The sequence below is a fragment of the Streptomyces sp. NPDC059909 genome, assembly GCF_042730885.1.
Lineage (GTDB): Bacteria > Actinomycetota > Actinomycetes > Streptomycetales > Streptomycetaceae > Streptomyces.
In genome coordinates this window covers 38,628-61,521 of record NZ_JBHWKX010000030.1, presented here as the reverse complement: position 1 = coordinate 61,521, position 22,894 = coordinate 38,628, and the positions used below count along the sequence as shown (strand labels likewise).

The window sequence follows — 22,894 nt, the reverse complement described above, 5'->3', positions numbered from 1 at the left end:
GTGACGGTGGTACTGCCAGGAGGTCTTGGACCCGGTGGCAAAGTGGCGCGCCATGGATCCCGGAGCGTTCCGGAGCTCGAGCGAGTCGGCGCGTGCCCTGGCTGAGGGGGCGACGGCCGGCTCAGGAGACGATGCCGGCCATCGCTCCGCCGCCGGTGGCGACGCCGTTGCTCGGCTTGGGTGTGGAGAAGGGGGGCGTGTCCGGTCGGCACGTCGTTCCGACCGGTGGGAGGGTGCCGTCGATGAAGTAGCGGCTCTCGTGGGCCCTGATGCAGCTGCTGGGGTTGACCTGTGCGGTGTGCCCGTACCCGTTGTGGGTGAGCAGGCGGGCGTTGGCCAGTTCTTTGGCCATGGCCTGCGCGTCCGAGTAGGGAGTGGAGGGGTCGTAGGTGGTGCCGACCAGCAGGACGGGGTGCGCCGTCGGCTTGTTCCAGGGGCCGCGGTAACGGTTGGCGGCGACCGCCGGCCAGGTGGCACACCCCTCGGCGGCCCAGGTCCAGAAGCGTCCGGCGTCGCCCGCACGGGCCGCGCTGGCCTCCTCGATGGCGTGGTAGGCAGCGGGGTCACGCGGATTGGGGCTGTCGCTGCACAACACCGCAGCGGCCTGTTCTTCGCCCAGGTACGGATTCGGATTCGGGACCGGTGGTGCGGGTGGAAGAGGGGACGGCTCCGGGACGCGGTCCTGCCACAGGTCCTGCAGCCTGCCGGCCAGGTCCGTCCATCCGGAATGGACGACGTAGAGGCTGTTCACCACGTCACCGACCGTACGGCCATAGGTCCATGCGCCCACGGGATGCTCCCGGAGCCGTCGCATCAGCTGGTCGAACTTGTCCCGGGTCGCTTTCGGACTGTCGGCGGAGAAGGCGCAGCGAGCGGTGGTGGTGGACCCGCACAGGGTGAGGAACTTGTCCAGGGTCGCAACCGCGGTGCGGTCCGAGCCCATGCGCCCGAACGTCGTGAGCCGGGGGTCGTCGTCGGAGGCGTGGTTCGTCCAGGCCTGCGGGTCGATGTTGCTGTCGAGGACCATGGCCCGGACCTTGCCGGGAAAGAGGTTGGCGTAGGTGGCGCCCAGGATCGTGCCGTAGGAGATCCCGAGGTAGGTGAGTTGCGGGTCGCCCACCGCCTGGCGGAGCCGGTCGAGGTCGCGAGCGGTGTCGGCGGTCGACACATGGCGCAGGAGCCCGGGGTCACGCTGCTGGCAGCGCCGGGCCAGATCCTTGTACGCGGCGATCCAGGTCTTCCGCTCCTGTTCGCCGACCGGGAAGCCTGCCGCCTGGCTCGCAACCCAGGCGTCGGCTTCTTCGCGATTCTCGAAGCAGTTCACCGCGGTGCTGTTGCCGACCCCGCGGGGGTCCCAGCTGACGATGTCGAACCGCTCCCGTACCTCTCGCGGGAAGGATTCGTAATTCTGTGGCATCTGGACCGTTCCTGGCCCACCGGGTCCGCCAGGGTTGAAGAACAGGGTGCCGATGCGCCGTCCGGGGCCGGTTGCCTTCCGTTTCACGACCGCCAGTTCGACGGTGCGGCCGTGGGGGTCGCGGTAGTCCAGCGGCACCTTCGCGGTCGCGCAGTCGAACTGGCTGCCCTGAACGCAGGGTCTCCAGTCCAGCTTCGGGGCGGGCACCGAAGGTGCCGGCGTACCGTCGGCCGCGGCGAGGCCCGGCCCGGTCAGTACCGTCGAGCAGGTCACCACCGCGGCGATGGCCGCGGCACGACTCCGACGGCCCGCTATCGGCCCAGATATGTGCATGCCTTGTCCTTTCACGGCTGAGCGCCCGACGCCCCCCTGCGCTCGACGTCGGCACGCATCCGTGTCAACAGCACCGCGGTCCGGCAACGTGCGCGAGCCGACCGCAGCCGAATGGCCGAGCCACTGCCACCGAGGCTGCCGGCGACCGCGCCCGGCGCCGGATCGCATCCGTCGCCGGGATCCCCGCGACTTCGCCGGGATCCCGGCGGCGTGCACGCCGATCGAGAAGGTCATCGACAAGCAGCGGGACCCTGGTGGAGGTCGTCGCGAAGCTGAAGCAGGTCATCTGCGTGAAGGGCCGAGCACTTCGGCGCACGCCGCCAGGGCCCCGGATCGGTGACGGTCCGGGGCTTCCTGGTGTCGGAAGGGCTCAGGGTCTCTTGGAGAGCAGGCAGGAGTCGACGGCCGGAATATCCAGATCCGCGTACATGGCGTCGGCAGTGTCGACCCAGAGGCGCAGGGCGCCGTCGACTTGCGCGCTTCGAATTCCGCAGTCGCGTCGAGGTCGCCGCCGAAGCTGAGGTCGACCCGGGTCTCGGGCGTCGTGGACACCTCGAGGAACCAGGTGCCGCAACCCGTTCTGCGTGGCGGTGTGAGAACACGCTGCGAGCAGCGAGGGAAAGGGCGTCAGAGCTCGCGGTGGACCTTGGTGTTGGAGGCCTGGGCGCGGGGGCGGACCACCAGGAGGTCGATGTTGACGTGGGAGGGGCGGGTGACGGCCCACGTGATGGTGTCGGCGACGTCGTCGGCGGTGAGGGGCTCCGCCACGCCCTCGTAGACCTTGGCGGCCTTCTCGGTGTCGCCGCGGAAACGGGTCGTGGCGAACTCGTCGGTCTTGACCATGCCGGGGGCGATCTCGATGACACGGACCGGGGTGCCGACGATTTCGAGGCGGAGAGTCTCGGCGAGGACCCGGGCGCCGTTCTTGGCGGCGACGTAGCCTGCGCCGCCCTCGTACGTGGCGTGGGCCGCGGTGGAGGAGAGCACGACGACCGTGCCGTCGCCGCTGGCGGTGAGGGCGGGGAGCAGGGCTTGGGTGGTGTGGAGGGTGCCGAGGACGTTGACCTCGTACATCTGGCGCCAGTCGGCGGGGTCGCCGGTCGCGACCGGGTCGGCGCCGAGCGCTCCGCCCGCATTGTTGACCAGCACCTTGACCGGGGCGGGACCGTCGAGGGAGGCGGCGAAGGCGTCGACGGCCGCACGGTCGGTGACGTCGAGCGCGTAGGCCGTGGCCTGGTGGCCGGCTTCGCTGAGCTCGGCGGCGATGGCCTCGATACGGTCCTTGCGGCGGGCGGTCAGGACGACGTGATAGCCCGCGGCGGCGAGGCCGCGCGCGGTGGCGGCGCCGATGCCGCTGCTCGCTCCGGTGACGACGGCGATGGGGGCGGCGGCGGTCATGGCGGCTCCTTGGACAAGTGATCGATACCGGTGGCCAGTGGCCAGGATAGGCGGCCGTCAGCGGCCGCGCGGTGCGTACATGATCACGGCCATGCCCACGAGGCAGATCAGGGCGCCGATGACGTCCCAGCGGTCGGGACGGTAGCCGTCGGCGACCATGCCCCACGCGAGCGAGCCGGCGACGAACACTCCGCCGTAGGCGGCGAGGATGCGGCCGAAGTGCGCATCCGGCTGGAGCGTGGCGACGAAGCCGTACACGCCGAGGGCGAGGACGCCTGAGCCGATCCAGATCCAGCCGCGGTGCTCGCGCACGCCCTGCCAGACGAGCCAGGCTCCACCGATCTCGAAGAGCGCGGCGACGGCGAACAGGAGCGCGGATCGGGCGATGAGCATGAGGTCAGCGTGTCATGGGGGGTGGTGGTGAGCCGGCCCCCGGGGTGGGCCGGGAAAGGGCCGGTCCGCGCGGGACGCGCCGGTGCTGACGAGGAGTCAGTCCTGCGGGCGGATAATAGGTATCTTTCGGGCATGCAGGTGATGCGTAGGACTCTGTTCGTGGCGTCCACCGCGCTGGCGACGGTGATGCTGGCCGCGGGTGGAGGTGCGGGTGCGGACATCGGTGACCGTGTGCCGGAGGCGGCCGATACGGCTGGTGCGGCCGTAGTCCGGGTGCCGGTTGCCGAGGCTGATGTGGCACACCATGGTCATGCCTCTCTGTGGGGCGGGCGGATCGTTGTCTGGCTGGAGAGCGACAACCACGGTCCGGCGCAGCTGGCCGACGCGACCGTACGGCTGAGCTTCTCGGCCCCGGTCACGGTGACGGGCGGTGGACAACTGCCGCCGGCCTGCCTGTGGGGCGGGGACCGGGTGATCCTGTGCCGGACCGGTGAGCTGAGGGCAGGCGGCACGGGGGGCGGCATCGCCCTCGACCTGCTGATCCCGGGCAACCCGCCCGAGATCATCGTGGGCATCACCACGGTGTGGAGCGACGGTGCGGTCGACCGCAACCACGCGAACGACGAGCACACCGTCCTGGTGCCGGCGACGGGCGACGGATACGTCTTCTGAGGCGGCGGCCGGGGGCCGGGGCTCGGGGGCCCCGGCCGCGGGCGGGGTCAGTGCTGCGCCCATGCGATGTACCCGTCCGGGCGGACCAGCAGGGACGTGTCGCGCGGGGTCCGCCAGTGGGCCCGGGTGACGGGGCCGGGGACGGTGGGCGCGGCCGACGCGGTGGCGGGGGCGTCGTCGGGCGTGATCAGTACGAACTCGCCCTTGCGGAGCAGTTCGTAGAGCCGGCCCTCCGCGAGCGCCAGGTCGGGGGCGCGCTTGCCGGTGAGCCGGTGGGCGCCGCGCTCCGCGCCGTACGAGATGCCGATCCCCGTGACCATGCCCATCGCCATCTCCGACGCGGGCCGGACGGTGGAGAGGATCCGGGCGACGAGGGAACGGGCCAGCCGCTGGAGCGGGTTGTGCGCCATGGCCAGGCGGACGAGCGCGCCGCTGCTGCTCAGCACCTTCCGGCCGACCGGATGCCGCTCCGAGTGGTACGTGTCGAGGAGGGCGTCGGCGTCCGGTGCGTGACCGCGGAGGGCCGCCGCGAGCTTCCAGGACAGGTTCGCCGCGTCCTGCAGGCCGGTGTTCATCCCCTGTCCGCCGGCCGGGGAGTGGACGTGTGCCGCGTCTCCGGCGAGGAAGATCCTGCCCTTCCGGTATTCCGGGACCTGGCGCTCGTCGCTGTGGAAACGGGAGAGCCAGCGGGCGTCCCGCATGCCGAAGTCGGTGCCGAATGCCTGGCGGGTGATGGCGCGCACTTCCTCCAGGTCGACCGGCTCACTGTCCGGCACCTGGTGGCTGCGCCTCCAGGCCATCACCCTGTACCAGCCGTCACCGAAGGAGGCCACGACGGCGAACGCGTCACCCGTGCCGCCCGCGAAGAGACGGCTCTCGGCTCCTCTCTCGGGCTCTTCGGTGAAACGGACGTCCGCGAGGGCCATGGAGCGGATGACCGCCCCGCCGGGGAAGGGCAGGCCGAGGGCCTGGCGCACGGAGCTGCGCACTCCGTCGGTGCCCACGAGATAGCGGGAGCGCAGCGTCGCGTCCCGCCCCTGCTCGTCCTTCAGCTCGGCCGTGACCGAGTCGGCGTCCTGGCGGAGGCCGCGCAGCTCCGTGCCGTACCGGAAGTCGGCCCCGGCGGACAGCGCCCGGCGCTGCAGCAGTTGCTCCACCTCGTACTGCGGGGTAATGAGCAGGAACGGGAAGCGGGACCGCAGCCGGGACAGGTCGAGGGCGAGCTCGCCGAAGAAGCGCAGGGTGGTCATGGGGGCGCCCTTCTTCACCAGCTCGTCCGCGAGGCCGCGGGCGTCGAGCAGCTCCAGCGTGCGGGCGTGCACGCCGAAGGCCCGGGTCAGATTGCTCGCCTCGTGCGGACGGCGCTCGAGGACGGTGACCCGCAGGCCCGCCGCCGCGAGGTCGCCCGCGAGCAACAGGCCGGTCGGGCCCGCGCCCACGACGGTGACGTCCGTGTCGTAGCCGGCGGGGGTGGCGGTCGGGATCGTGGCTTCCGTGCTGTTGGTGCTGGGCTTGCCGGTCATGGCGGCCTCCTGCCAACGCTTGTTGGTCAACGCTTGTTGGCAAATGTAGGCGAGGGGATCTGGCGTGTCAACGCTTGTTGGCCTACAGTTGTTGGCATGAATTCGGAAGCAGCCACCACGCCTCGTCGCTCGGACGCCACCCGCGCCGCGATCCTCGAGGCCGCCCGCGAGCGGTTCGCCGCGGACGGGTACGAGCGGGCCACGATCCGCGCCATCGCCCGGGATGCCGGCATCGACCCGTCGATGGTGATGCGGTACTACGGCAACAAAGAGGGACTGTTCGCCGCCGCTTCCGAAATCGATCTGCGACTGCCGGAGTTGGGCGCGATGCCCGGCAGGCACATCGGCGCGGTCCTCGTCTCCCATTTCCTCGACCGCTGGGAGGACGACGAGGTGCTGACGGCCCTGCTGCGGGTCGGTGTCACCAATGCCGCGGGTGCCGAGCGCATGCAGCAGGTCTTCAGGTCGCAGCTGCTGCCGATAGCGGCCGGGGTCTGCCCCGTCCCGGCCGAGGCCCCGCGCCGGGCCGCGCTCGTCGCATCGCAGATCTTGGGGATGGCGCTCGCTCGCTATGTGCTGGACATCCCGCCCGCCGTCGAGATGACCAAGGAGGAGGTGACCGCCTGGCTGGCGCCGACCGTTCAGCGCTATCTGACCGCGGAGAGCCCGTAGGCGGAGAGCGCGCGGAGAGTGGGCGGGGAGCCCGCGGGGAGCCCGTGTGTGCGGGCTCAGGCGGCAGCGTCGCCGAACTCGCGCAGGGCGCCCTCGACGATCGCCTCCAGCCGGGCGTGATGGGCGCCGCGCCAGTAGACGCGCTCGCAAGCCGTGCACTGGGCGAACACGTCGTAGGAGCGCTGCGTGCCCTGCTCCAGGTGGTGCTCGACCGACTCCTTGTCCGTGTCCGTGAGCGGGCCGTTGCAGGCCGTGCAGCGGGTCCAGGGCGCGAGGGCGGGTGCGAACCGCTGCAGGACGTCCCGGAGCTGGTCGTCGGGGCGGTCGCTGTAGACGTACGCACCGGCCCACAGCTCCCGTCTGCGCAGTAGTCCACGGTCCCTGGACAGCATCACGCGCTGCTCGCGCGCGGAGAGAGTGGCCAGCGCCGGGTCGCCGATGTCCTCGCTCTCGTACGCGGCGTCGACGCCGAGGAGCCGCAGCCGTCGCGCCAGCGTGCCGAGATGGACGTCGAGGAGGAAGCGGAGGGGTGCGCCCGGCACGCGCTGCGGGCGCTCGACGCCGAGCACGTCGATGTGCTCGCCGGCGGCGGGGATGTGGGAGACCGGGACCGGGCTGCCGTCCACCACGAGCCGTCCCGCCTCGGTGAGGGGGACGCCCAGCGACTCGACGACATGGCCGAGCGTCGAGGAGCCGTCCGTGATGAGCCGCGTCCGCCCGTTGCGGCGTTCCGCGGCGACGAAGAGTCGCAGCTCCGGGGCGAAACTGATGTGGATCTCCGGTCCGTTCACGCCGCCAGCATGCCATTGGGCGGACGGAGCGGGCCACGGCTTTCCGCCCCGCCGCAGGTGTCCGGGCGGGCTACGGAACGACCCGGAAGTGGGTCGTCACACGGCGGCCGCCCTCGTCCAGGACGTGGAAGGCGATTCCGGGCGGGGTCGCGCCGTCGACGAGGCCTTCGCCCGGCTCCCAGGGCATCCGGAGCGTCGAGACGACACCGGGCGCGACGAGCAGGGGGCGGCCGGCCCAGGTGGTCGCCGCCGCGGTGTGAGCATGGCCGGTGAGGACGGCCGGGACATTGCGGCGCCCGTCCAGCACCTCGGCCAGGCGGTCCGCGTTGGTGAGTCCGACCGAGTCGGCGTAACCGTGGTGGAGGGTGGCCGGTGGATGGTGGAAGGCGGGGAGGGCCGGGGTGTCGCCGAGCTCGTCGAGCGTGCGGGCGAGCCACTCCAGGGTCTCGTCGTCGAGCAGGCCCTCGTCCTCGCCGGGGATCGTGGAGTCGCAGAGCAGCAGGGCGTAACGGCCCATGTGATGCAGGCGGTTGATCGGGGCGTACGCCCCGCTGCCCGTCGCAGACAGGGCCTTGGGGGCGGCGTCTTCGCCCAGCAGCACCTTGCGGTACGCGGCGCGGTCGTCGTGGTTGCCCGGGCAGGGGAGTACCGGAACGTCGAGTGAGGCGAAGAGCTCGACCGCCTCCGCGTACTCGGCGGGCGCGCCATGGTCCGCGATGTCGCCGGTGACCAGCACCGCGTCAGGCCGCCGTGTCATCGACCGGAGGCAGGCCATGGTGCGGGCGGCCCGGTCGGCCGCTCGTTCCGCCCCGTCGAGGTGCAGATCACTGACGTGTGCGAGCAACACGGTGTCCGGCACGGCGTCCCCCTACCCCTGTTGTGGCACCTGTGAAGGCGGCTGTTCCGTCCGCTGCTCTGTGGACTGTTCTCTCGGTCGCCGTGGCGACGGCCGATGGTCAGGCTACACGGCATGCTAATGGATATGTCACGGCAAACCATTAAGCAGCTGTCAGTCCTTCTGCTCGGGACCCGCCTCCGGGGCCCGGAGATCGAGACGCCAGTGGTTGCCGCGCATCGGCCTGCCCGGCGGGTACTCGAAGTCGCACTCGCCCAGCAGCGAGAAGCCCGCTTTCCGGCACACCCCGTTCGACGGAGCGTTGTTGACGGACGGGAACGCGAGCAGCCAGCGGTGCTTGCCCGCCGCCCGCGCCTCCGCCACCACCGCGAGCGTCGCCGCCGTGGCGATCCCGCGTCCCTGGAAGCCGGGCAGGATGCTCCAGCCCGTCTCGTACGCCTGCTCCCCCTGCCAGGTGGTCTCCCAGAACCCGATGGAGCCGACGGCCTCGCCCCCGTCGTTCAGCTCCACTCGGTACATGCATCCCGCCCCGGTCCGGTCCGCGCTCAGGGCCACGTACCGCTTGTGCCGCTCGGCCAGCTTCTCGTCCGTCTCGGGTCCGCCGAGGTGCTCCATCAGCTCCGGTGCGTTCGCCGCCTGGAGCAGCGCGAAGTCGCCCTCCGACCAGGGCTCGATCCGCACCACTGCTGTCGTGTCCGCCTGTGTTTTCTCCGCCATGGACCGCACCGTACGCCCGGGGTCCGACACCCGCCCCGGAAGCGCCCCGGAAGCGGCTCGTGAGCCCTCTCGCCCGTGGCCTCGCAAACCGCCCCTCACCTGGGCCGATGCGCCGCGTAAGCCGTCGGTGGCACGCCGACCGTCGCCGTGAAGTCCCGTACGAGATGGGCCTGGTCGCTGTAGCCCAGCTCAGCGGCGAGGGCCGCCCAGTCCGGCTCGCCGCCGGCGTCGCCCGGGCTCTCCGCCTCGGCCCGCTCCAGGGCTTCGTGGATGCGGTAGCGCAGGATGACCCACTTGGGTCCGACGCCGACGTACACGGCGAAGAGCCGTTGGAGCGTGCGCGCCGACGCCCCCTCCGCCTCGGCGAGTTGGGCGACGCGGCGGATCGTGCGGTCGGCACGGACCTGCTCGACCAGTGCCATCGCGCGCTCGGCCGAAGGATCGGCCTCCGGGCCCAGGCCGAGCAGGTACGTGTCGAGCGCCGCGACCCGCGCGTCCTCGTCGTCCGGCCCGACGATGGCCGATGCGACCGAAGCTCCCAGGGCACCGGCACCGGCACCGGCACCGGCACCAGCACCGACACGGGAAGGAGTTTCGAAGACCTCGCCCACCGGCACCCGGCGCCCCGTCCAGTCCGACACCGGCCGTCCCGGCGCGAACGGCCGGAAGCCGCCCGGCCGGAACTGCACCCCGCAGACCCGCCCCCGTCCCTCCAGCTTCTGCGTGAAGAGCTGGAGGCCGACGCCCGCGACCTCGCCCCACGGCTCCTCGTCCCCGTACTGCTGGAAGACGACGTTCACGGACGGATGCGGCACCACATGGGAGGCGTACGGCTCGGCCAGTTCCCAGTCGATGAGCCAGTAGTGCTCCAGATATGGCCGCAGCGGCGGGGCCGGCGCGCGGCGCCGGAAACGTACGCGCGCGAAGAGCTCCGGGGCGTCGACGATGCCCCGGGTGTCACGTCGCGGGCCGACTGCGCCCTGTGGCTCGCTCCTGCTCACCATGCTGGGATCCTAATCGCCCGATCCTCTGTCGCGTTTGTTCAAGACGCAGATCCCCGCGTCCGGCAGCGTCGACGGCATGAAGGCCATCAGTGAACTGCTCGAAGCGACAACCGCACGCGCCCTTCCCGTCGTACGCGGAGTGGCCTCGGAGGCCCTTGCCGCGCCGACGCCGTGCGCGGACTACGACGTACGCGCCCTGATCAACCACCTCCTCCAGGTGATCGTCAACTTCCAGGCGCTCGCCGCCAAGAAGGACTCCGACTTCTCCACGACCCCCGACCGGACGGCCGGCGACTGGCAGGGCCTTTTCGAGGAGGAGACCGCGGCCCTGGTGAAGGCCTGGGCCGAGCCTGGCGCGGAGGAGGGCACCACGGGTTCGCTGGGCCTTCCCGCCAGGACCGTCGGCCACATGGTGCTTCTGGACATGACCGCGCACGTATGGGACCTGGCCCGCGCGACCGGGCAGTCGTACGAGCCCGATCCGGGAGTCGTCGCCGAACTCGGCCCGGCGGTCGAGGAGATGGCCCCGATGGCCCAGGAGTACAAGGCGTTCGGCAAGCCGGTCAGTGTGCCGGAGGACGCGTCCCCGTTCGAGCGGCTGCTGGCGACGACGGGCCGCGATCCGCGGTGGAGCCCGCGCTGACGCAGCCGCCCCTGCCGACGCGGCCGTCCGCCTCGCCGTCGGCGCCTTCGACGGCGTCCGCCCCGCAGGCGCAGCCGCCGTACGCGCCGGCGCACCCGCCCTCGTACAGCCCGGCAAGACGTGCGTACGCCTCCTCCACGATCTCCTCCGCCGCCATGAGCATCTCGCGCTCGGCGCGGCGGGCCCCGGCGTGCGCGTACGGCGACTGCCAGGGCGACGGCGACGACCACGACGACCACGGCGGCGCCGTCGCACGTCTGCGGCGCCGCCACCAGCTCTCGCACACCGCGTAGATGCCGCTCGCGCAGACCATCAGCGGGATGCACAGGGCCAGCAGGACGTCGCCCACGCCGGGCCTCCTCGGTGGGTCGGATGTCGCGACACCGCGCGTGCACGCGACAGGACGGGCGCACGCGCGACGCGTGCACTGTGGTCATCGGCCGGCGTGGGGCACGGCTGGAGATAGTTCACCGTTCAAAAGAATGTCCGGATACCGGGAAGTGCGGGATCACCCCAGGACCCTCACGTAACTTTCGTGCGGACGAATCCAGCCGAAAGCCACGCTGCCGTGACTTTTCGGGCGGACAGGCTGGAACAGGTCAGAGCCCTGTCCCAGCCGTCCGGGAGTGCCGCCGTGCTGTCCGAGAAGTCGACCGAAGCCGTCCGTGCCACGCTGCCCGCCGTGAGCGGGGCGATCGGCGAGATCACGTCCCTCTTCTACGAGCGGATGTTCGCCGCCCGGCGCGAGCTGCTGCGCGACCTCTTCAACCGCGGCAACCAGGCCAACGGCAGCCGGCGTCAGGCCCTCGCGGGTTCCGTCGCCGCGTTCGCGGGCGCCCTGCTCGCCCACCCGGACACCCGGCGACGACGCGGCAGCCTGACCGGGCGCACGAAACGACGGGCCGGGGCGCAGGCCGCCGTCGGCCCGCCGCGCGGCCCCGCCCGGACAGCTGCGCGGCCCCCCGCCGGACCGCCGTCCAGTCCCCGGACACGGACCGCCGTGGACAAGCGACTTGTCGTCGGGGAGGGTGGGAAGGAGAGCCTGTTCATCCGTTCGGGAGCCCACGTTGTCCATGATCCGGAACCTCCGCCGCGCGGTGCGCCGCGCGTACCGGCGCACCGTCGACCTGAGCCACCCGGCCCGATCGCCGCTGGGCAGCGCCGTCGTCAACTGCGTGGGATACGCGGCCGGGTTGCGGCAGTCCGGCCACTGCCCGGCCGAGGAGGCACTGCGCCGCGTCCGCAAGGAGAACGGCGACAACCCCGGTACCAACAGCTTCGTCTGGATCGGGCTGCACGAGCCGACGCTGGAGGAATTCGCGTCGCTGGCAGAGCTGTTCGGCCTGCACCCGCTCGCAGTGGAGGACGCCGTCAATGCGCATCGCCGGCCCAAGGTCGTGCCGTACGACGACGCGCTCCTCGCCGTCTTCAAGACCGTCGGTTACGCGGAGCACGACCAGTTGACCGCCACCAGCCAGGTCGTGGAGACCGGCGAGATCACGGTCATCATCGGCAAGGACTTCGTGATCACCATCCGGAACGGGCGGCACGGCTCGCTCGGCCCGCTGCGCGAGGCGCTCGAAGCGACGCCCGAGCAGCTCGCGAAGGGCCCGTCGTCGGTGCTGCACGCCGTGGCCGACTTCGTCGTGGACGAGTACGTCGCCGTCGCCGATGCCGTCCAGGACGACATAGAGGCGGTCGAGACCAGCGTCTTCTCCGAACACGCGGGCCGCGGTGCCGCGGGTCGTGGCGAGGCCGGGCGGATCTATCAGCTGAAGCGGGAACTGCTGGAGTTCAAGCGGGCGATGTCCCCGCTGAGCAGGCCGCTCGATGCCCTCGCCACCCAGCCCGCCTCCTTCATCGACCCGGACATCCGGCCGTACTTCCGGGACGTTTCCGACCATCTCGCCCGCGCGGGCGAGATGGTCAACGGCTTCGACTCGCTCCTCGACTCGATCCTCCAGGCCCATCTGGCGCAGATGACGGTCGCCCAGAACGAGGACATGCGCAAGATCACGGCGTGGGCGGCGATCGTGGCCGTACCGACGATGGTCTGCGGCGTGTACGGCATGAACTTCGACCACATGCCCGAGCTGCGGTGGACGTACAGCTACCCGGTCGCCCTCGGGGTCATCGCGATCGCCTGTTTCGTCATCCACCGGGGCTTCCGCCGCAACGGCTGGCTCTGACGCCCAGGCTCCAAGCCCAAGCCCAGGCTCCAAGCACAAGCCCAGGCTCCAAGCCCAAGCCCAAGGCCCGGGTTCCAGGTGCCAGGCCCGAGCCGGGAAGCAGGGCCCGGGCACCAAGCCCGGGCCCCCCTCCGTCGGATCCTTTATGTCGGATATATGCATGAAAGGGGCACAATTAAGGAGGTAGGGGCGCAGTAACAATGTTCCGCCTGGAGGGTGACTCAGATGCCCAAGGCCCGGTCACATTCCCGCTATGTCCCGGACAGGGGACTCACCACCCGCATGGTGACGACCATGTTCCTGATCGGGCTGCTCTACGTGGTCTTCGTCGGCGTCCTGCTGGCCCTCCTCAAGAGCTCGTGGCCCATCATCCTGGTGATCGCGGGCGCCGTGTTCGTCGCCCAGTTCTGGTTCAGCGACCGGATCGCGGCCTACAGCATGGGCGCGCGCGAGGTCACCCCCGAGCAGGCGCCCGAGCTGCACGGCACCGTGGACCGCATCTGTGCCCTCGCCGACATGCCCAAGCCCCGCGTGGCGATCGCCGACAGCGACGTGCCGAACGCCTTCGCCACCGGCCGCAACGAGAGAACCGCCCTGGTCTGCGCCACCACCGGCCTGCTGCGTCGCCTGGAGCCGGAGGAGCTGGAGGGCGTCCTCGCGCACGAGTTGTCGCACGTCGCCCACCGCGATGTCGCGGTGATGACCATCGCCTCGTTCCTCGGTGTCCTCGCGGGCATGATGACCCGCGTCGCGCTCTACACCGGCCTCGGCCGGAACAGCCGCGACAGCAACACCGCCATCGCCATGCTCCTGATACCGCTGGTCAGCGCAGTCGTCTACGTGATCAGCTTCCTGCTGACCCGGCTGCTCTCCCGCTACCGCGAGCTGTCCGCCGACCGCGCCGCCGCGCTGCTGACCGGCCGTCCGTCGGCGCTCGCGTCCGCGCTGACGAAGGTGACCGGACAGATGGCACGGATCCCGACGCGGGACCTGCGGAAGGCGGAGCCGTTCAACGCCTTCTGGTTCGCGCCCGCGTTCTCGTCGAAGGAGAGCCTGAGCAGGCTGCTCTCCTCGCACCCGACGCTGGAGCAGCGCCTGGACCAGCTGGCCAGGATCTCGACGCAGCTCGGCCGCGCGTGACGCCCGCACCCGCGCGACGCGGGCCCCGGCCTCTTACGCCCCGTATCGCCCAGGACGACGAACAGAGGTTCTTCCCGTGGGACTCCTCGACACCATCCTCGGTCGCAGCAAGCCCGTACGTCCCGACCTCGACCAGCTCTTCGGCCTGCCGGCTGCCGCGATCACCCTCCAGGCGAGTGCCGGGTTCCTCCCGACCGGCATGGGCTCGGTCTGCTTCGCCAGCGTCGAGGGCGGTGCCTTCGCCAGGATCCAGGAGGACGTACGGGAACTGCTCGACGCCGACACCGGCCGGGGCGGCGTACCGGTCGAGTTCAGCCAGGACTCGTACGGCTACACCTGGCTTCTGGCCCGCCAACCCGCCGACGACACGGTCTCACTCGTCAACGACCTGCACGCCGTCAACACCCTCCTCCAGGACGCCGGCTTCGGCCCGCAGCTCCTCTGCTCCCTGATCGGCTTCCGCGACGCGACCGGGGAGCGCGCGCTGGCGCTCGTCTATCTCTACAAGCGCGGCACCTTCTACCCCTTCGCGCCGCTTCCCGGAACGGCCGAGAAGCGCGACAGCGCCCTGGAGCTCCAGATCAGGGCCCTTCTCGCGGACGACCTGCGGATCGAGACCGACCTGGGCCGCTGGTTCCCGGTGTGGGGCGCGCCGGGGCTCGGCGGGACGGAGGACGGCGACAGGAACGTCTGAACCCCGAGCCGTAAGTGGCAGCCCCGCCCACACTCCGTACGGCCCTGGGTCAGGGCCACACCAGGCAGTAGGGCTGATGCCCCGCCTCGTGCAGGCGGTGGCTGAAGTCCTGCCACTCGTGCAGCAGCTGGTACACGTTGAACGCGTCCCGCGGACCCCCGCGATCCGGGACCGTCGACCAGATGAACGCCGCCGCGCCCACCGACTCCTCGCCGACGCCGCGCAGGGGGTCGACGACGGTCATGGGGAGCTTCACCACCGCGTAGTCGGGGTGCAGGACCACCAGCTCCAGGGGCGGCACCTTGTGCAGGGGCATGCCCTGGATACCCGTGAGGACCATCGCGGCTATCGTCTCGGGCTTGATCTTGGAAAACATTCCGCCCATGCCGAGCTCGTCGCCGCCGAGCTCCTCGGGGCGCATCGAAATGGGCACACGGGCAGCCGTGGCGCCGTCGGGTGCGCCGAAGTACTTGTAGGTCACTCCCATGCGGCCGCCACCCCTGCTACCCACGGGGTCGTCCGCCTCGTGTCGCCGGTGCCTCCCCCGCCGGGCAGGCTCGGGGCCCAGGCCGTCGGTCCCCTCGCCCAGTCCGCCACCGCGATGCATATCTCCACCCGACTGCTTTTAGGACGCACAGCCCCCGCCGCGCAACCCGATCATCGTGACAGTGACCTCCCCCGCGAACGTGCGGTGAAACACCTGTCCGCAGATACGTCCGAGCCTCTGACACCATGGATTCCGTGAGCTTTCCCTATGACGCCCCAGTTTCGCAGACGCTTTTCGACCGCGCGTCCCTCGTGACGCCCGGCGGCGTGAACTCTCCTGTCCGTGCTTTCCGCGCCGTGGGCGGTACGCCCCGGTTCATGGTGTCCGGTACCGGTCCGTACCTGACCGACGCGGACGGCCGCGAGTACGTCGACCTCGTGTGCTCCTGGGGTCCGATGATCCTCGGCCACTCCCACCCCGAGGTCATCGCCGCAGTTCAGGAGGCTGTCGCCCGCGGCACCTCGTTCGGTACGCCGGGGGAGGGCGAGGTTGCGCTCGCCGAGGAGATCGTGGCACGGGTCGCCCCCGTCGAGCAGGTGAGACTTGTCTCGTCCGGTACGGAAGCGACGATGTCGGCGATCCGGCTCGCCCGCGGATTCACCGGGCGCGCCAAGGTGATCAAGTTCGCCGGGTGCTACCACGGGCACGTGGACGCGCTGTTGGCCGCGGCCGGCTCCGGCGTCGCGACCTTCGGGCTGCCGGACACACCGGGCGTCACGGGCGCCCAGGCGGGCGACACGATCGTGCTGCCGTACAACGATCTGGAATCGGTTCACGCCGCTTTCCACGCGCACCCCGGCGAGATCGCCTGTGTGATCACCGAGGCGTCCCCCGGCAACATGGGCGTGGTCCCGCCGCGGCCGGGCTTCAACCAGGGGCTGAAGGACGCCTGCGCCAAGAACGGCGCGCTGTACATCTCGGACGAGGTCATGACCGGCTTCCGTACGTCGAAGGCCGGCTGGTACGGCATCGACGACGTCACCCCGGACCTGATGACGTTCGGCAAGGTCATGGGCGGCGGCTTCCCGGCCGCGGCGTTCGGCGGACGTGCCGATGTGATGGGCCACCTCGCCCCGGCCGGGCCGGTCTACCAGGCGGGCACCCTCTCCGGGAACCCGGTCGCCACCGCCGCCGGCCTCGCCCAGCTGCGCCTCCTCGACGACGCGGCGTACGAGAAGGTCGACGCGGTCTCCGAGCGGATCCAGGCCCTGGTGACCGAGGCGCTGGCCAAGGAAGGCGTCGCCCACCGGCTGCAGACCGCGAGCAACATGTTCTCGGTCTTCTTCACCGACCGTGAGGTGCGCGACTACGACGACGCCAAGAAGCAGGAGGCGTTCCGCTTCAACGCGTTCTTCCATTCGATGCTCTCTCAGGGCGTCTACCTCCCGCCGTCCGCGTTCGAGTCCTGGTTCGTGTCGACCGCCCACGACGACACCGCGATCGAGCGGATCGCCGCCGCGCTGCCCGCGGCCGCCCGCGCCGCCGCGGAGGCCACGGCATGAGCGGCACGGAAACCAGTACGGAAACGACGGTCGTTCATCTCATCCGCCACGGTGAGGTGCTCAACCCGGACGGGGTCCTCTACGGCCGCCGTCCCGGCTACCACCTGTCCGACCTCGGCCGGCAGATGGCCGACCGCGTCGCCGAGCACCTCGCGGACCGGGACATCGCCCATGTCGTGGCGTCCCCGCTGGAGCGTGCACAGGAGACCGCCGCGCCGATCGCCAAGTCGCACGGCCTGACCCTGGACACCGACGAGCGGCTGATCGAGGCGGCGAACGTCTTCGAGGGCAAGACCTTCGGCGTCGGCGACGGCGCGCTGCGCAAGCCGGGCAACTGGAAACACCTCACCAACCCGTTCCGGCCGTCCTGGGGCGAGCCGTACGTCGACCAGGTCGTGCGGATGATGAGCGCGCTGGGCTCCGCCCGGGACGCGGCGCGCGGTCACGAGGCCGTCCTCGTCAGCCATCAGCTGCCGATCTGGATCGTGCGCAGTTATGTGGAGCAGCGCCGGCTCTGGCACGACCCGCGCCGCCGTCAATGCACGCTCGCGTCGCTGACGACTTTCACGTATCACGGCGACAAGATCGTCTCGGTCGGATATTCGGAGCCCGCTCGCGATCTTGTTCCCGCGCACCTTCTCGCCGGTGCCAAGCCGGTCAAGGGAAAGTCGAAGGCCTTCGGCGCATAGATCCGGCGCAAAGATCCGGCGCATGGATTCCTCCGGCCGACCGGCCAAGTCCCCGCTCATTCCTGGAACCTTCGCGTCCGGCACGCCATCTAACCCATTGGCGGCACGGCGGCCGGAACGCGAACGGCACGGGGACAGGGACGGGGTCGGGGACATATGCGCAAGATCAGCCGAAGGGGCTTGCTCGGGGCGGGACTCGGTGCCGCGGCGGCGATGGGAATCGCCGGCTGCGGCACCGGTTCCGATTCCGGCAACGGCGGCCCGGGACGGTCCGGTGGCAGCGGCGGCGAGGGAAAAGGCGGGGGCAACGGCAAGCCCCCGGGCTCCACCGCCAAGCCCGTCCGGCTCATAGGTGACGGTTCGACCGCCGACACCGGGAAGCAGCCGAACCAGCCCGACCGGCCCGTCCCGCTCCAGCCGGGCGAGACCCCGCCGCAATTCGTGATCTTTTCCTGGGACGGCGCGGGCGAGGTCGGCAACGGACTCTTCCCCCGCTTTCTGGAACTCGCCAGGAACCACGACGCGGCGATGACGTTCTTCCTTTCCGGGATCTATCTGCTGCCGGAGTCGAAGAAGACGCTCTACCGGCCGCCGAACAACAGGATCGGCGCGTCCGACATCGGCTACCTCACGGACGGCCACATCAAGGAGACCCTGACGTACGTCCGCCAGGCCTGGCTCGAAGGCCATGAGATAGGCACCCACTTCAACGGGCATTTCTGCGCCGGCTCCGGCTCGGTCGGAAACTGGACGCCCGCGCAGTGGCAGAGCGAGATCGACCAGGCCGTATCCTTCGTCACCGAATGGAAGACGAACAGCGGCTGGACGGACATCGAACCGCTGCCCTTCGACTACCGCAAGGAACTCGTCGGCGGCCGCACCCCCTGCCTGCTCGGCCAGGACAATCTCCTGCCCACCGCGAAGAAGCTCGGCTGGCGCTACGACGCCAGCTCGCCCGGCGGCCGCCAGATGTGGCCCGAGAAGCGGGGCGGCGTCTGGGACCTGCCGCTGCAGGCCGTGCCGTTCCCCGGGCACTCCTTCGAGGTGCTCTCGATGGACTACAACATCCTCGCCAATCAGTCGCAGAATTCGACCAAGGGCATGCCGTCGCGCTATCCGGGCTGGCGCAAGCAGGCCACCGATGCGTATCTCAACGGATTCAACCGCGCGTACGAGTCGAATCGCGCGCCCTTCTTCATCGGCAACCACTTCGAGCAGTGGAACGGCGGCATCTACATGGACGCCGTCGAAGAGGCGCTCAAGGGAATGGCCGGCAAGAAGGACGTACGCCTCGTGTCCTTCCGGCAGTTCTGCGACTGGCTCGACGTCCAGGACCCGAAGATCCTCGCGAAGCTCCGTACGCTCGAGGTCGGACAGTCCCCCGCGGGCGGCTGGAACACCTTCCTCAGGACGACCGCCGCTTAATCCGTCTTGACAAGGGGCGTTACGGGCAGCGAGGGGGGTGCGGAAGATCTCCCGAAGGCTCATGCGAAACTTTTCACATGAGCCTCAGCCGCGCCCCTCGACGCACTCTGCTCGCCGCCGGCGCCGGCGCCGGTGCCCTGGCGGCCGCGCTCACGCTGTCGGCGTGCAGCGGCGACTCCAACGGCAAGTCCGGCGGCGGTGGCGACACCAACTTCGTGACCAACACCGGCGGGATCTCCACCGCCACCAAGGGCGAGCGGGCGCCCGCCCCGGAGCTGTCCGGCAAGGACCTGGCGGGCAAGCCGCTCGACCTCGCCGACTACCGGGGCAAGATCGTCGTCATGAACGTGTGGGGCTCGTGGTGCACGCCCTGCCGCAGCGAGGCCAAGTACCTGGAGAAGGTCGCCAAGGACACCAAGGCCGAGGGCGTCGAGTTCATCGGCATCAACACCCGTGACACCCAGACGGCCCCCGCCCTCGCCTTCGAGGACGAATTCGGGGTCACGTACCCGAGTTTCCACGACCCGATCGGCAAGCTGATCCTGAAATTCCCCAAGGGCAGCCTCAACCCGCAGTCGATCCCCTCCACGATCGTCATCGACCGGGACGGAAAGATCGCGGCGCGCGCCCTGAGGGCACTCGACGACAAGGCGCTCCGCTCGATGATCGACCCGCTGATCGCGGAGAAGTGACCACCTCATGAACGAGACCGTCTACAGCGGGGCACTGCTGCTCGCACTGCCCATCGCCGTACTCGGAGGACTCGTCTCCTTCTTCTCCCCGTGCGTGCTGCCGCTGGTCCCGGGCTATCTCTCGTACGTGACCGGCGTCACCGGCACCGACCTGGCCGAGGCCAAGCGCGGCCGGATGACCGCCGGGGCGACCCTCTTCGTCCTCGGCTTCTCCGCCGTCTTCGTCTCCGGCGGCGCGCTCTTCGGCTACTTCGGCTGGACACTGCAGGAGCACCGGGAGACCCTCACCACGGTCCTCGGCGTGCTGATGATCCTGATGGGGATCTTCTTCATGGGCCTGATGCCCTTCCTCACCCAGCGCGAGTTCCGCTTCCACAAGCGGCCGACGACGGGTCTGGTCGGGGCGCCGGTCCTGGGCGCGCTCTTCGGCATCGGCTGGACCCCGTGCATCGGCCCGACGCTCACCTCCGTCAACGCGCTCGCCGCCGACCAGGCCAGTGCGGGCCGCGGGGCACTGCTGACGGCCGCCTACTGCCTCGGGCTCGGCCTGCCGTTCATCCTCGCCGCCGTCGCGTTCCGCAAGGCGCTCGGCGCTTTCGGCTGGGTCAAGCGGCACTATGCGTGGGTGATGCGCATCGGCGGCGGCATGATGATCGCGACCGGCCTGCTGCTCCTCACAGGTGCGTGGGACATCCTCGTACAGGAGATGCAGGGCTGGTCCAAGGGCTTCCAGGTGGGGATCTGATCCATGAGCAAGACGGCACACACGGCGGCCGGGACGCCGGCGACCGAGGAGTCGGCGGCCGAGGAGACGGGAACCGACCGGCTCTCCACCGCCCCTCAGGAGGAGCAGGCGGATCCTGTCGGCGGTCCCACCCTCGGTGTCATCGGCTGGGTGCGCTGGTTCTGGCGGCAGCTGACGTCGATGCGGGTCGCCCTGATCCTGCTCTTCCTGCTCTCACTCGGTGCCATCCCCGGCTCCCTCATCCCGCAGAACAGCGCGGACGAGACCAAGGTGGCCGCCTGGAAGGCGAACAACGAGTTCTGGGCGCCCCTGTTCGAGAAGCTCCAGCTCTTCGACGTCTACAGCTCGGTGTGGTTCTCCGCGATCTACATCCTGCTGTTCGTCTCGCTCATCGGCTGCATCGTGCCCCGCACCTGGCAGTTCGTCGGCCAGCTGCGCGGCCGCCCGCCGGCCGCCCCCAAGCGGCTCACCCGGCTGCCCGTCCACACGACCTGGCGCACGGATGCCGAGCCCGAGGCGGTCCGCGAGGCCGCGCTCGCGATCCTGACGAAGCGCCGCTTCCGCTCGCACATCGCCGGGGACGCGGTCGCCGCCGAGAAGGGCTATCTGCGGGAGGCGGGCAACCTCGTCTTCCACGTCGCGCTGATCGTGATGCTGGTGGCCTTCGCCGTCGGACAGCTCTTCAAGTCCGAGGGCGGCAAGCTGATCGTCGAGGGCAGCGGCTTCTCCAACACGCTCACCCAGTACGACGACTTCAAGTCCGGGTCCCTGTTCAGCGTCGACGAGCTGGCCCCGTTCAGCTTCACGCTGGACAGCTTCACGGGTACGTACGAGGCCAACGGGCCCCAGCGCGGCACCCCGCGCACCTTCGAGGCGGCCGTGACGTACAGCGAGGGCGCCGAGGGCAAGGAGAAGAAGCGCGTCATCCGGGTCAACGAACCCCTGGAGATCGACGGCTCCAAGGTCTATCTGCTCTCCCACGGCTACGCGCCCGTCGTCACCGTCCGGGACGCCCGGGGCAAGATCGTGTTCCGGGACGCCGTGCCGCTGCTGCCCATCGACAGCAACGTCACCTCCACCGGTGTCATCAAGGTGATGGACGGCTACCGGGACAAGAACGGCAAGAAGGACCAGCTGGGCTTCCCCGCGTTCTTCGTCCCGACGTACGCGGGCAAGGGCCAGGGACAGATGTTCTCGCAGTTCCCCGGGCTCGTGTTCCCGGCGCTGAACCTGGGCGCCTACCACGGCGACCTGCGGGTCAACGCGGGACTTCCGCAGAACGTGTACCAGTTGGACACCAGCAAGATGACGCCGTTCAAGGGCGCCAAGGGCGACGTGTTCAAGCAGACGCTGCTGCCCGGTGAGACCATGACGCTGCCCGACGGCGCCGGCTCGGTCACCTTCGAGAAGGAGATCAAGGAGTGGGCCAGCTTCCAGATCTCCCAGCAGCCGGGCAGCGGTCTTGCCCTCGCGGGCGCGATCGCTGCGATCGCCGGCCTCGCCGGCTCGCTCTTCATCCAGCGGCGCCGGGTCTGGGTCAGGGCCGTACGAGGGGACGACGGCGTGACCGTCGTCGAGATGGCCGGGCTCGGCCGGAGCGAGTCCGCGAAGCTTCCCGAGGAGCTGGCGGACCTGGCCCTGACGCTCAACACAGAGGCGCCGACCGCGCCTGAAGCGGCAGCCGCACCTGCCGACGAACCCGCAGACGTACCTGCCGACGTTCCTTCCGAAGGGACTCAGAAGTGAATCTCGCCGCCGCCACCAACGAAAGCCTCGCCGAGTTCAGCAACGTGCTGATCTACTCGTCGATGGCCGTCTACACCCTGGCGTTCCTGGCGCACATCGCCGAGTGGGTCTTCGGCAGCCGCAGCAAGGTCGGCCGTACCGCCGCCGCGCTCACCGCCCCCGCGGCACCGGCCGTGACCCCCGGTGCAAGCACCGGCTCCACCGGAGGCGGCACCACGGTGCTGGAGCGCCCGAAGGTCGTCACGCGCACGGCCGCCGGACAGCGCGACGTCCCGGACGGCCCCGGCGCCGCCGGCGGCACGGCCAAGGGCGACCTCTACGGGCGGATCGCGGTCTCGCTGACCGTCCTCGCCTTCCTCGTCGAGGCGGCCGGCGTCGTCGCCCGCGCCGTGTCCGTGCAGCGCGCCCCCTGGGGCAACATGTACGAGTTCTCCACGACCTTCTCCACGGTGGTGGTCGGCGCGTACCTCGGCTTCCTCCTCGCGAAGAAGAACGTCCGCTGGATCGGGCTGCCGCTGGTCACCACAGTCCTCCTGGACCTCGGCATCGCGGTCACCTGGCTGTACACCGAGAGCGACCAGCTGGTCCCGGCACTGCACTCGTACTGGCTGTGGATCCACGTCTCCACGGCGATCTTCTGCGGCGCGGTGTTCTACCTCGGCGCCGTCGCGACGCTCCTGTACCTCTTCCGGGACTCGTACGAGAACAAGCTGGAGAACGGCGGCAACCCCGGCTCCTTCGCCCGCTCGGTGCTGGAGCGCCTGCCCGCCGCGGCCTCGCTCGACAAGTTCGCCTACCGCGTCAACGCCGCGGTCTTCCCGCTGTGGACCTTCACGATCATCGCGGGTGCGATCTGGGCCGGCGACGCCTGGGGCCGCTACTGGGGCTGGGACGCCAAGGAGGTCTGGTCCTTCATCACCTGGGTCGCGTACGCCGCGTATCTGCACGCGCGCGCGACCGCGGGCTGGAAGGGCCGCAAGGCCGCGTACATCGCGCTGGTCGCCTTCGCCTGCTTCCTCTTCAACTACTACGGCGTCAACCTCTTCGTGAACAGCCTCCACGGCTACGCAGGAGTCGAGTAATCCCGTCAGCTCCCGTCAGCCCTC

Annotated in this window: 23 protein-coding genes and 1 pseudogene; 14 read left to right on the top strand and 10 right to left on the bottom strand. The window is 70.3% G+C overall.

The genetic code is table 11. The features are described 5' to 3' along the window. Positions 1-121: 121 nt before the first annotated feature. The 3 genes from ACFV9O_RS21240 to ACFV9O_RS21230 all read right to left on the bottom strand — a co-directional run bounded on the left by ACFV9O_RS21240 (position 122) and on the right by ACFV9O_RS21230 (position 3,541). Entirely contained in the window at positions 122-1,750 is a 1,629-nt protein-coding gene (locus tag ACFV9O_RS21240) for an alpha/beta hydrolase (protein WP_385420118.1), read from the bottom strand. 627 nt (positions 1,751-2,377) lie between these two features. Continuing rightward, entirely contained in the window at positions 2,378-3,148 is a 771-nt protein-coding gene (locus ACFV9O_RS21235; RefSeq protein WP_385420117.1) for an SDR family NAD(P)-dependent oxidoreductase, read from the bottom strand. Positions 3,149-3,205: 57 nt separating this feature from the next. Continuing rightward, entirely contained in the window at positions 3,206-3,541 is a 336-nt protein-coding gene (locus ACFV9O_RS21230; RefSeq protein ID WP_385420115.1) for a YnfA family protein, read from the bottom strand. Between the two features lie 132 nt (positions 3,542-3,673). Here ACFV9O_RS21230 and ACFV9O_RS21225 point away from each other — a divergent pair, with 132 nt between their 5' ends. After that, a complete protein-coding gene (locus ACFV9O_RS21225; RefSeq protein ID WP_385420114.1) occupies positions 3,674-4,213 on the top strand; it encodes a hypothetical protein in 540 nt (179 codons plus the stop codon). Between the two features lie 47 nt (positions 4,214-4,260). Here ACFV9O_RS21225 and ACFV9O_RS21220 read toward each other — a convergent pair whose 3' ends face one another. Continuing rightward, positions 4,261-5,736 (bottom strand): FAD-dependent oxidoreductase, encoded by a 1,476-nt coding sequence (locus ACFV9O_RS21220; protein ID WP_385420112.1) that lies wholly within the window; start codon positions 5,734-5,736, stop codon positions 4,261-4,263. Positions 5,737-5,832: 96 nt separating this feature from the next. Between ACFV9O_RS21220 and ACFV9O_RS21215 the strand changes: the two genes are divergently transcribed. After that, positions 5,833-6,408 carry a TetR family transcriptional regulator gene (locus ACFV9O_RS21215; RefSeq protein WP_385420110.1) on the top strand — a complete coding sequence of 192 codons (576 nt, stop codon included), beginning with the start codon at positions 5,833-5,835 and terminating at the stop codon, positions 6,406-6,408. A 56-nt stretch (positions 6,409-6,464) separates the two neighbouring features. On the opposite strand, the gene ACFV9O_RS21210 is transcribed toward ACFV9O_RS21215, so the two are convergent. From ACFV9O_RS21210 to ACFV9O_RS21195, 4 genes are all read right to left on the bottom strand, one after another. Continuing rightward, the gene (locus ACFV9O_RS21210; protein ID WP_385420108.1) at positions 6,465-7,199 is read right to left on the bottom strand and encodes a Mut7-C RNAse domain-containing protein; all 735 of its coding nucleotides are present in this window, start codon (positions 7,197-7,199) and stop codon (positions 6,465-6,467) included. A 70-nt stretch (positions 7,200-7,269) separates the two neighbouring features. Then, positions 7,270-8,046, bottom strand: coding sequence for a metallophosphoesterase (locus ACFV9O_RS21205; protein ID WP_385420177.1), 777 nt, complete (start codon positions 8,044-8,046; stop codon positions 7,270-7,272). Between the two features lie 162 nt (positions 8,047-8,208). Beyond that, positions 8,209-8,772: a GNAT family N-acetyltransferase gene (locus ACFV9O_RS21200; protein ID WP_385420106.1), complete on the bottom strand. Its 564-nt coding sequence runs from the start codon at positions 8,770-8,772 to the stop codon at positions 8,209-8,211. 95 nt (positions 8,773-8,867) lie between these two features. Beyond that, the gene (locus tag ACFV9O_RS21195; RefSeq protein WP_385420105.1) at positions 8,868-9,776 is read right to left on the bottom strand and encodes a DUF6597 domain-containing transcriptional factor; all 909 of its coding nucleotides are present in this window, start codon (positions 9,774-9,776) and stop codon (positions 8,868-8,870) included. Between the two features lie 76 nt (positions 9,777-9,852). Here ACFV9O_RS21195 and ACFV9O_RS21190 point away from each other — a divergent pair, with 76 nt between their 5' ends. Further along, positions 9,853-10,419, top strand: coding sequence for a TIGR03086 family metal-binding protein (locus ACFV9O_RS21190; RefSeq protein WP_385420175.1), 567 nt, complete (start codon positions 9,853-9,855; stop codon positions 10,417-10,419). Here the strand turns inward: ACFV9O_RS21190 and ACFV9O_RS21185 are convergent. Further along, the gene (locus ACFV9O_RS21185) at positions 10,340-10,768 is read right to left on the bottom strand and encodes a hypothetical protein (protein WP_385420103.1); all 429 of its coding nucleotides are present in this window, start codon (positions 10,766-10,768) and stop codon (positions 10,340-10,342) included. The genes ACFV9O_RS21190 and ACFV9O_RS21185 overlap by 80 nt on opposite strands. Positions 10,769-11,053: 285 nt before the next feature. Here ACFV9O_RS21185 and ACFV9O_RS21180 point away from each other — a divergent pair. From ACFV9O_RS21180 to ACFV9O_RS21165, 4 genes and pseudogenes are all read left to right on the top strand, one after another. Beyond that, positions 11,054-11,281 (top strand): annotated as a pseudogene (locus tag ACFV9O_RS21180) (hemin transporter); the annotation flags it as partial. Between the two features lie 211 nt (positions 11,282-11,492). Then, positions 11,493-12,608 carry a magnesium and cobalt transport protein CorA gene (locus tag ACFV9O_RS21175; protein ID WP_385420101.1) on the top strand — a complete coding sequence of 372 codons (1,116 nt, stop codon included), beginning with the start codon at positions 11,493-11,495 and terminating at the stop codon, positions 12,606-12,608. 225 nt (positions 12,609-12,833) lie between these two features. Further along, positions 12,834-13,748 carry a zinc metalloprotease HtpX gene (gene htpX / locus ACFV9O_RS21170; protein ID WP_385420099.1) on the top strand — a complete coding sequence of 305 codons (915 nt, stop codon included), beginning with the start codon at positions 12,834-12,836 and terminating at the stop codon, positions 13,746-13,748. A gap of 76 nt (positions 13,749-13,824) precedes the next feature. Then, positions 13,825-14,442, top strand: a complete 618-nt coding sequence (locus ACFV9O_RS21165; RefSeq protein ID WP_385420097.1) for a hypothetical protein — start codon at positions 13,825-13,827, stop codon at positions 14,440-14,442. Positions 14,443-14,491: 49 nt separating this feature from the next. Here ACFV9O_RS21165 and ACFV9O_RS21160 read toward each other — a convergent pair whose 3' ends face one another. Then, positions 14,492-15,049, bottom strand: coding sequence for a hypothetical protein (locus ACFV9O_RS21160; protein ID WP_385420095.1), 558 nt, complete (start codon positions 15,047-15,049; stop codon positions 14,492-14,494). A 125-nt stretch (positions 15,050-15,174) separates the two neighbouring features. Between ACFV9O_RS21160 and hemL the strand changes: the two genes are divergently transcribed. From hemL to ccsB, 7 genes are all read left to right on the top strand, one after another. After that, positions 15,175-16,491, top strand: coding sequence for a glutamate-1-semialdehyde 2,1-aminomutase (hemL, locus tag ACFV9O_RS21155; RefSeq protein WP_385420093.1), 1,317 nt, complete (start codon positions 15,175-15,177; stop codon positions 16,489-16,491). After that, on the top strand, positions 16,488-17,180 hold the full coding sequence (locus ACFV9O_RS21150; protein WP_385420091.1) for a histidine phosphatase family protein: 693 nt from the start codon (positions 16,488-16,490) through the stop codon (positions 17,178-17,180). The genes hemL and ACFV9O_RS21150 overlap by 4 nt, the downstream gene beginning before the upstream one ends. Positions 17,181-17,336: 156 nt before the next feature. Next, positions 17,337-18,605, top strand: coding sequence for a hypothetical protein (locus tag ACFV9O_RS21145; protein WP_385420090.1), 1,269 nt, complete (start codon positions 17,337-17,339; stop codon positions 18,603-18,605). A gap of 77 nt (positions 18,606-18,682) precedes the next feature. Beyond that, complete coding sequence (locus ACFV9O_RS21140; RefSeq protein ID WP_385420088.1) at positions 18,683-19,297, top strand: TlpA family protein disulfide reductase; 615 nt, start codon at positions 18,683-18,685, stop codon at positions 19,295-19,297. Between the two features lie 7 nt (positions 19,298-19,304). Continuing rightward, the gene (locus tag ACFV9O_RS21135; RefSeq protein WP_385420086.1) at positions 19,305-20,042 is read left to right on the top strand and encodes a cytochrome c biogenesis CcdA family protein; all 738 of its coding nucleotides are present in this window, start codon (positions 19,305-19,307) and stop codon (positions 20,040-20,042) included. Positions 20,043-20,045: 3 nt separating this feature from the next. Further along, positions 20,046-21,788: a cytochrome c biogenesis protein ResB gene (locus ACFV9O_RS21130; RefSeq protein WP_385420084.1), complete on the top strand. Its 1,743-nt coding sequence runs from the start codon at positions 20,046-20,048 to the stop codon at positions 21,786-21,788. Next, entirely contained in the window at positions 21,785-22,870 is a 1,086-nt protein-coding gene (gene ccsB / locus ACFV9O_RS21125) for a c-type cytochrome biogenesis protein CcsB (protein ID WP_385420082.1), read from the top strand. Before ACFV9O_RS21130 ends, ccsB begins: the two co-directional genes overlap by 4 nt. The last annotated feature ends 24 nt before the right edge of the window (positions 22,871-22,894 follow it).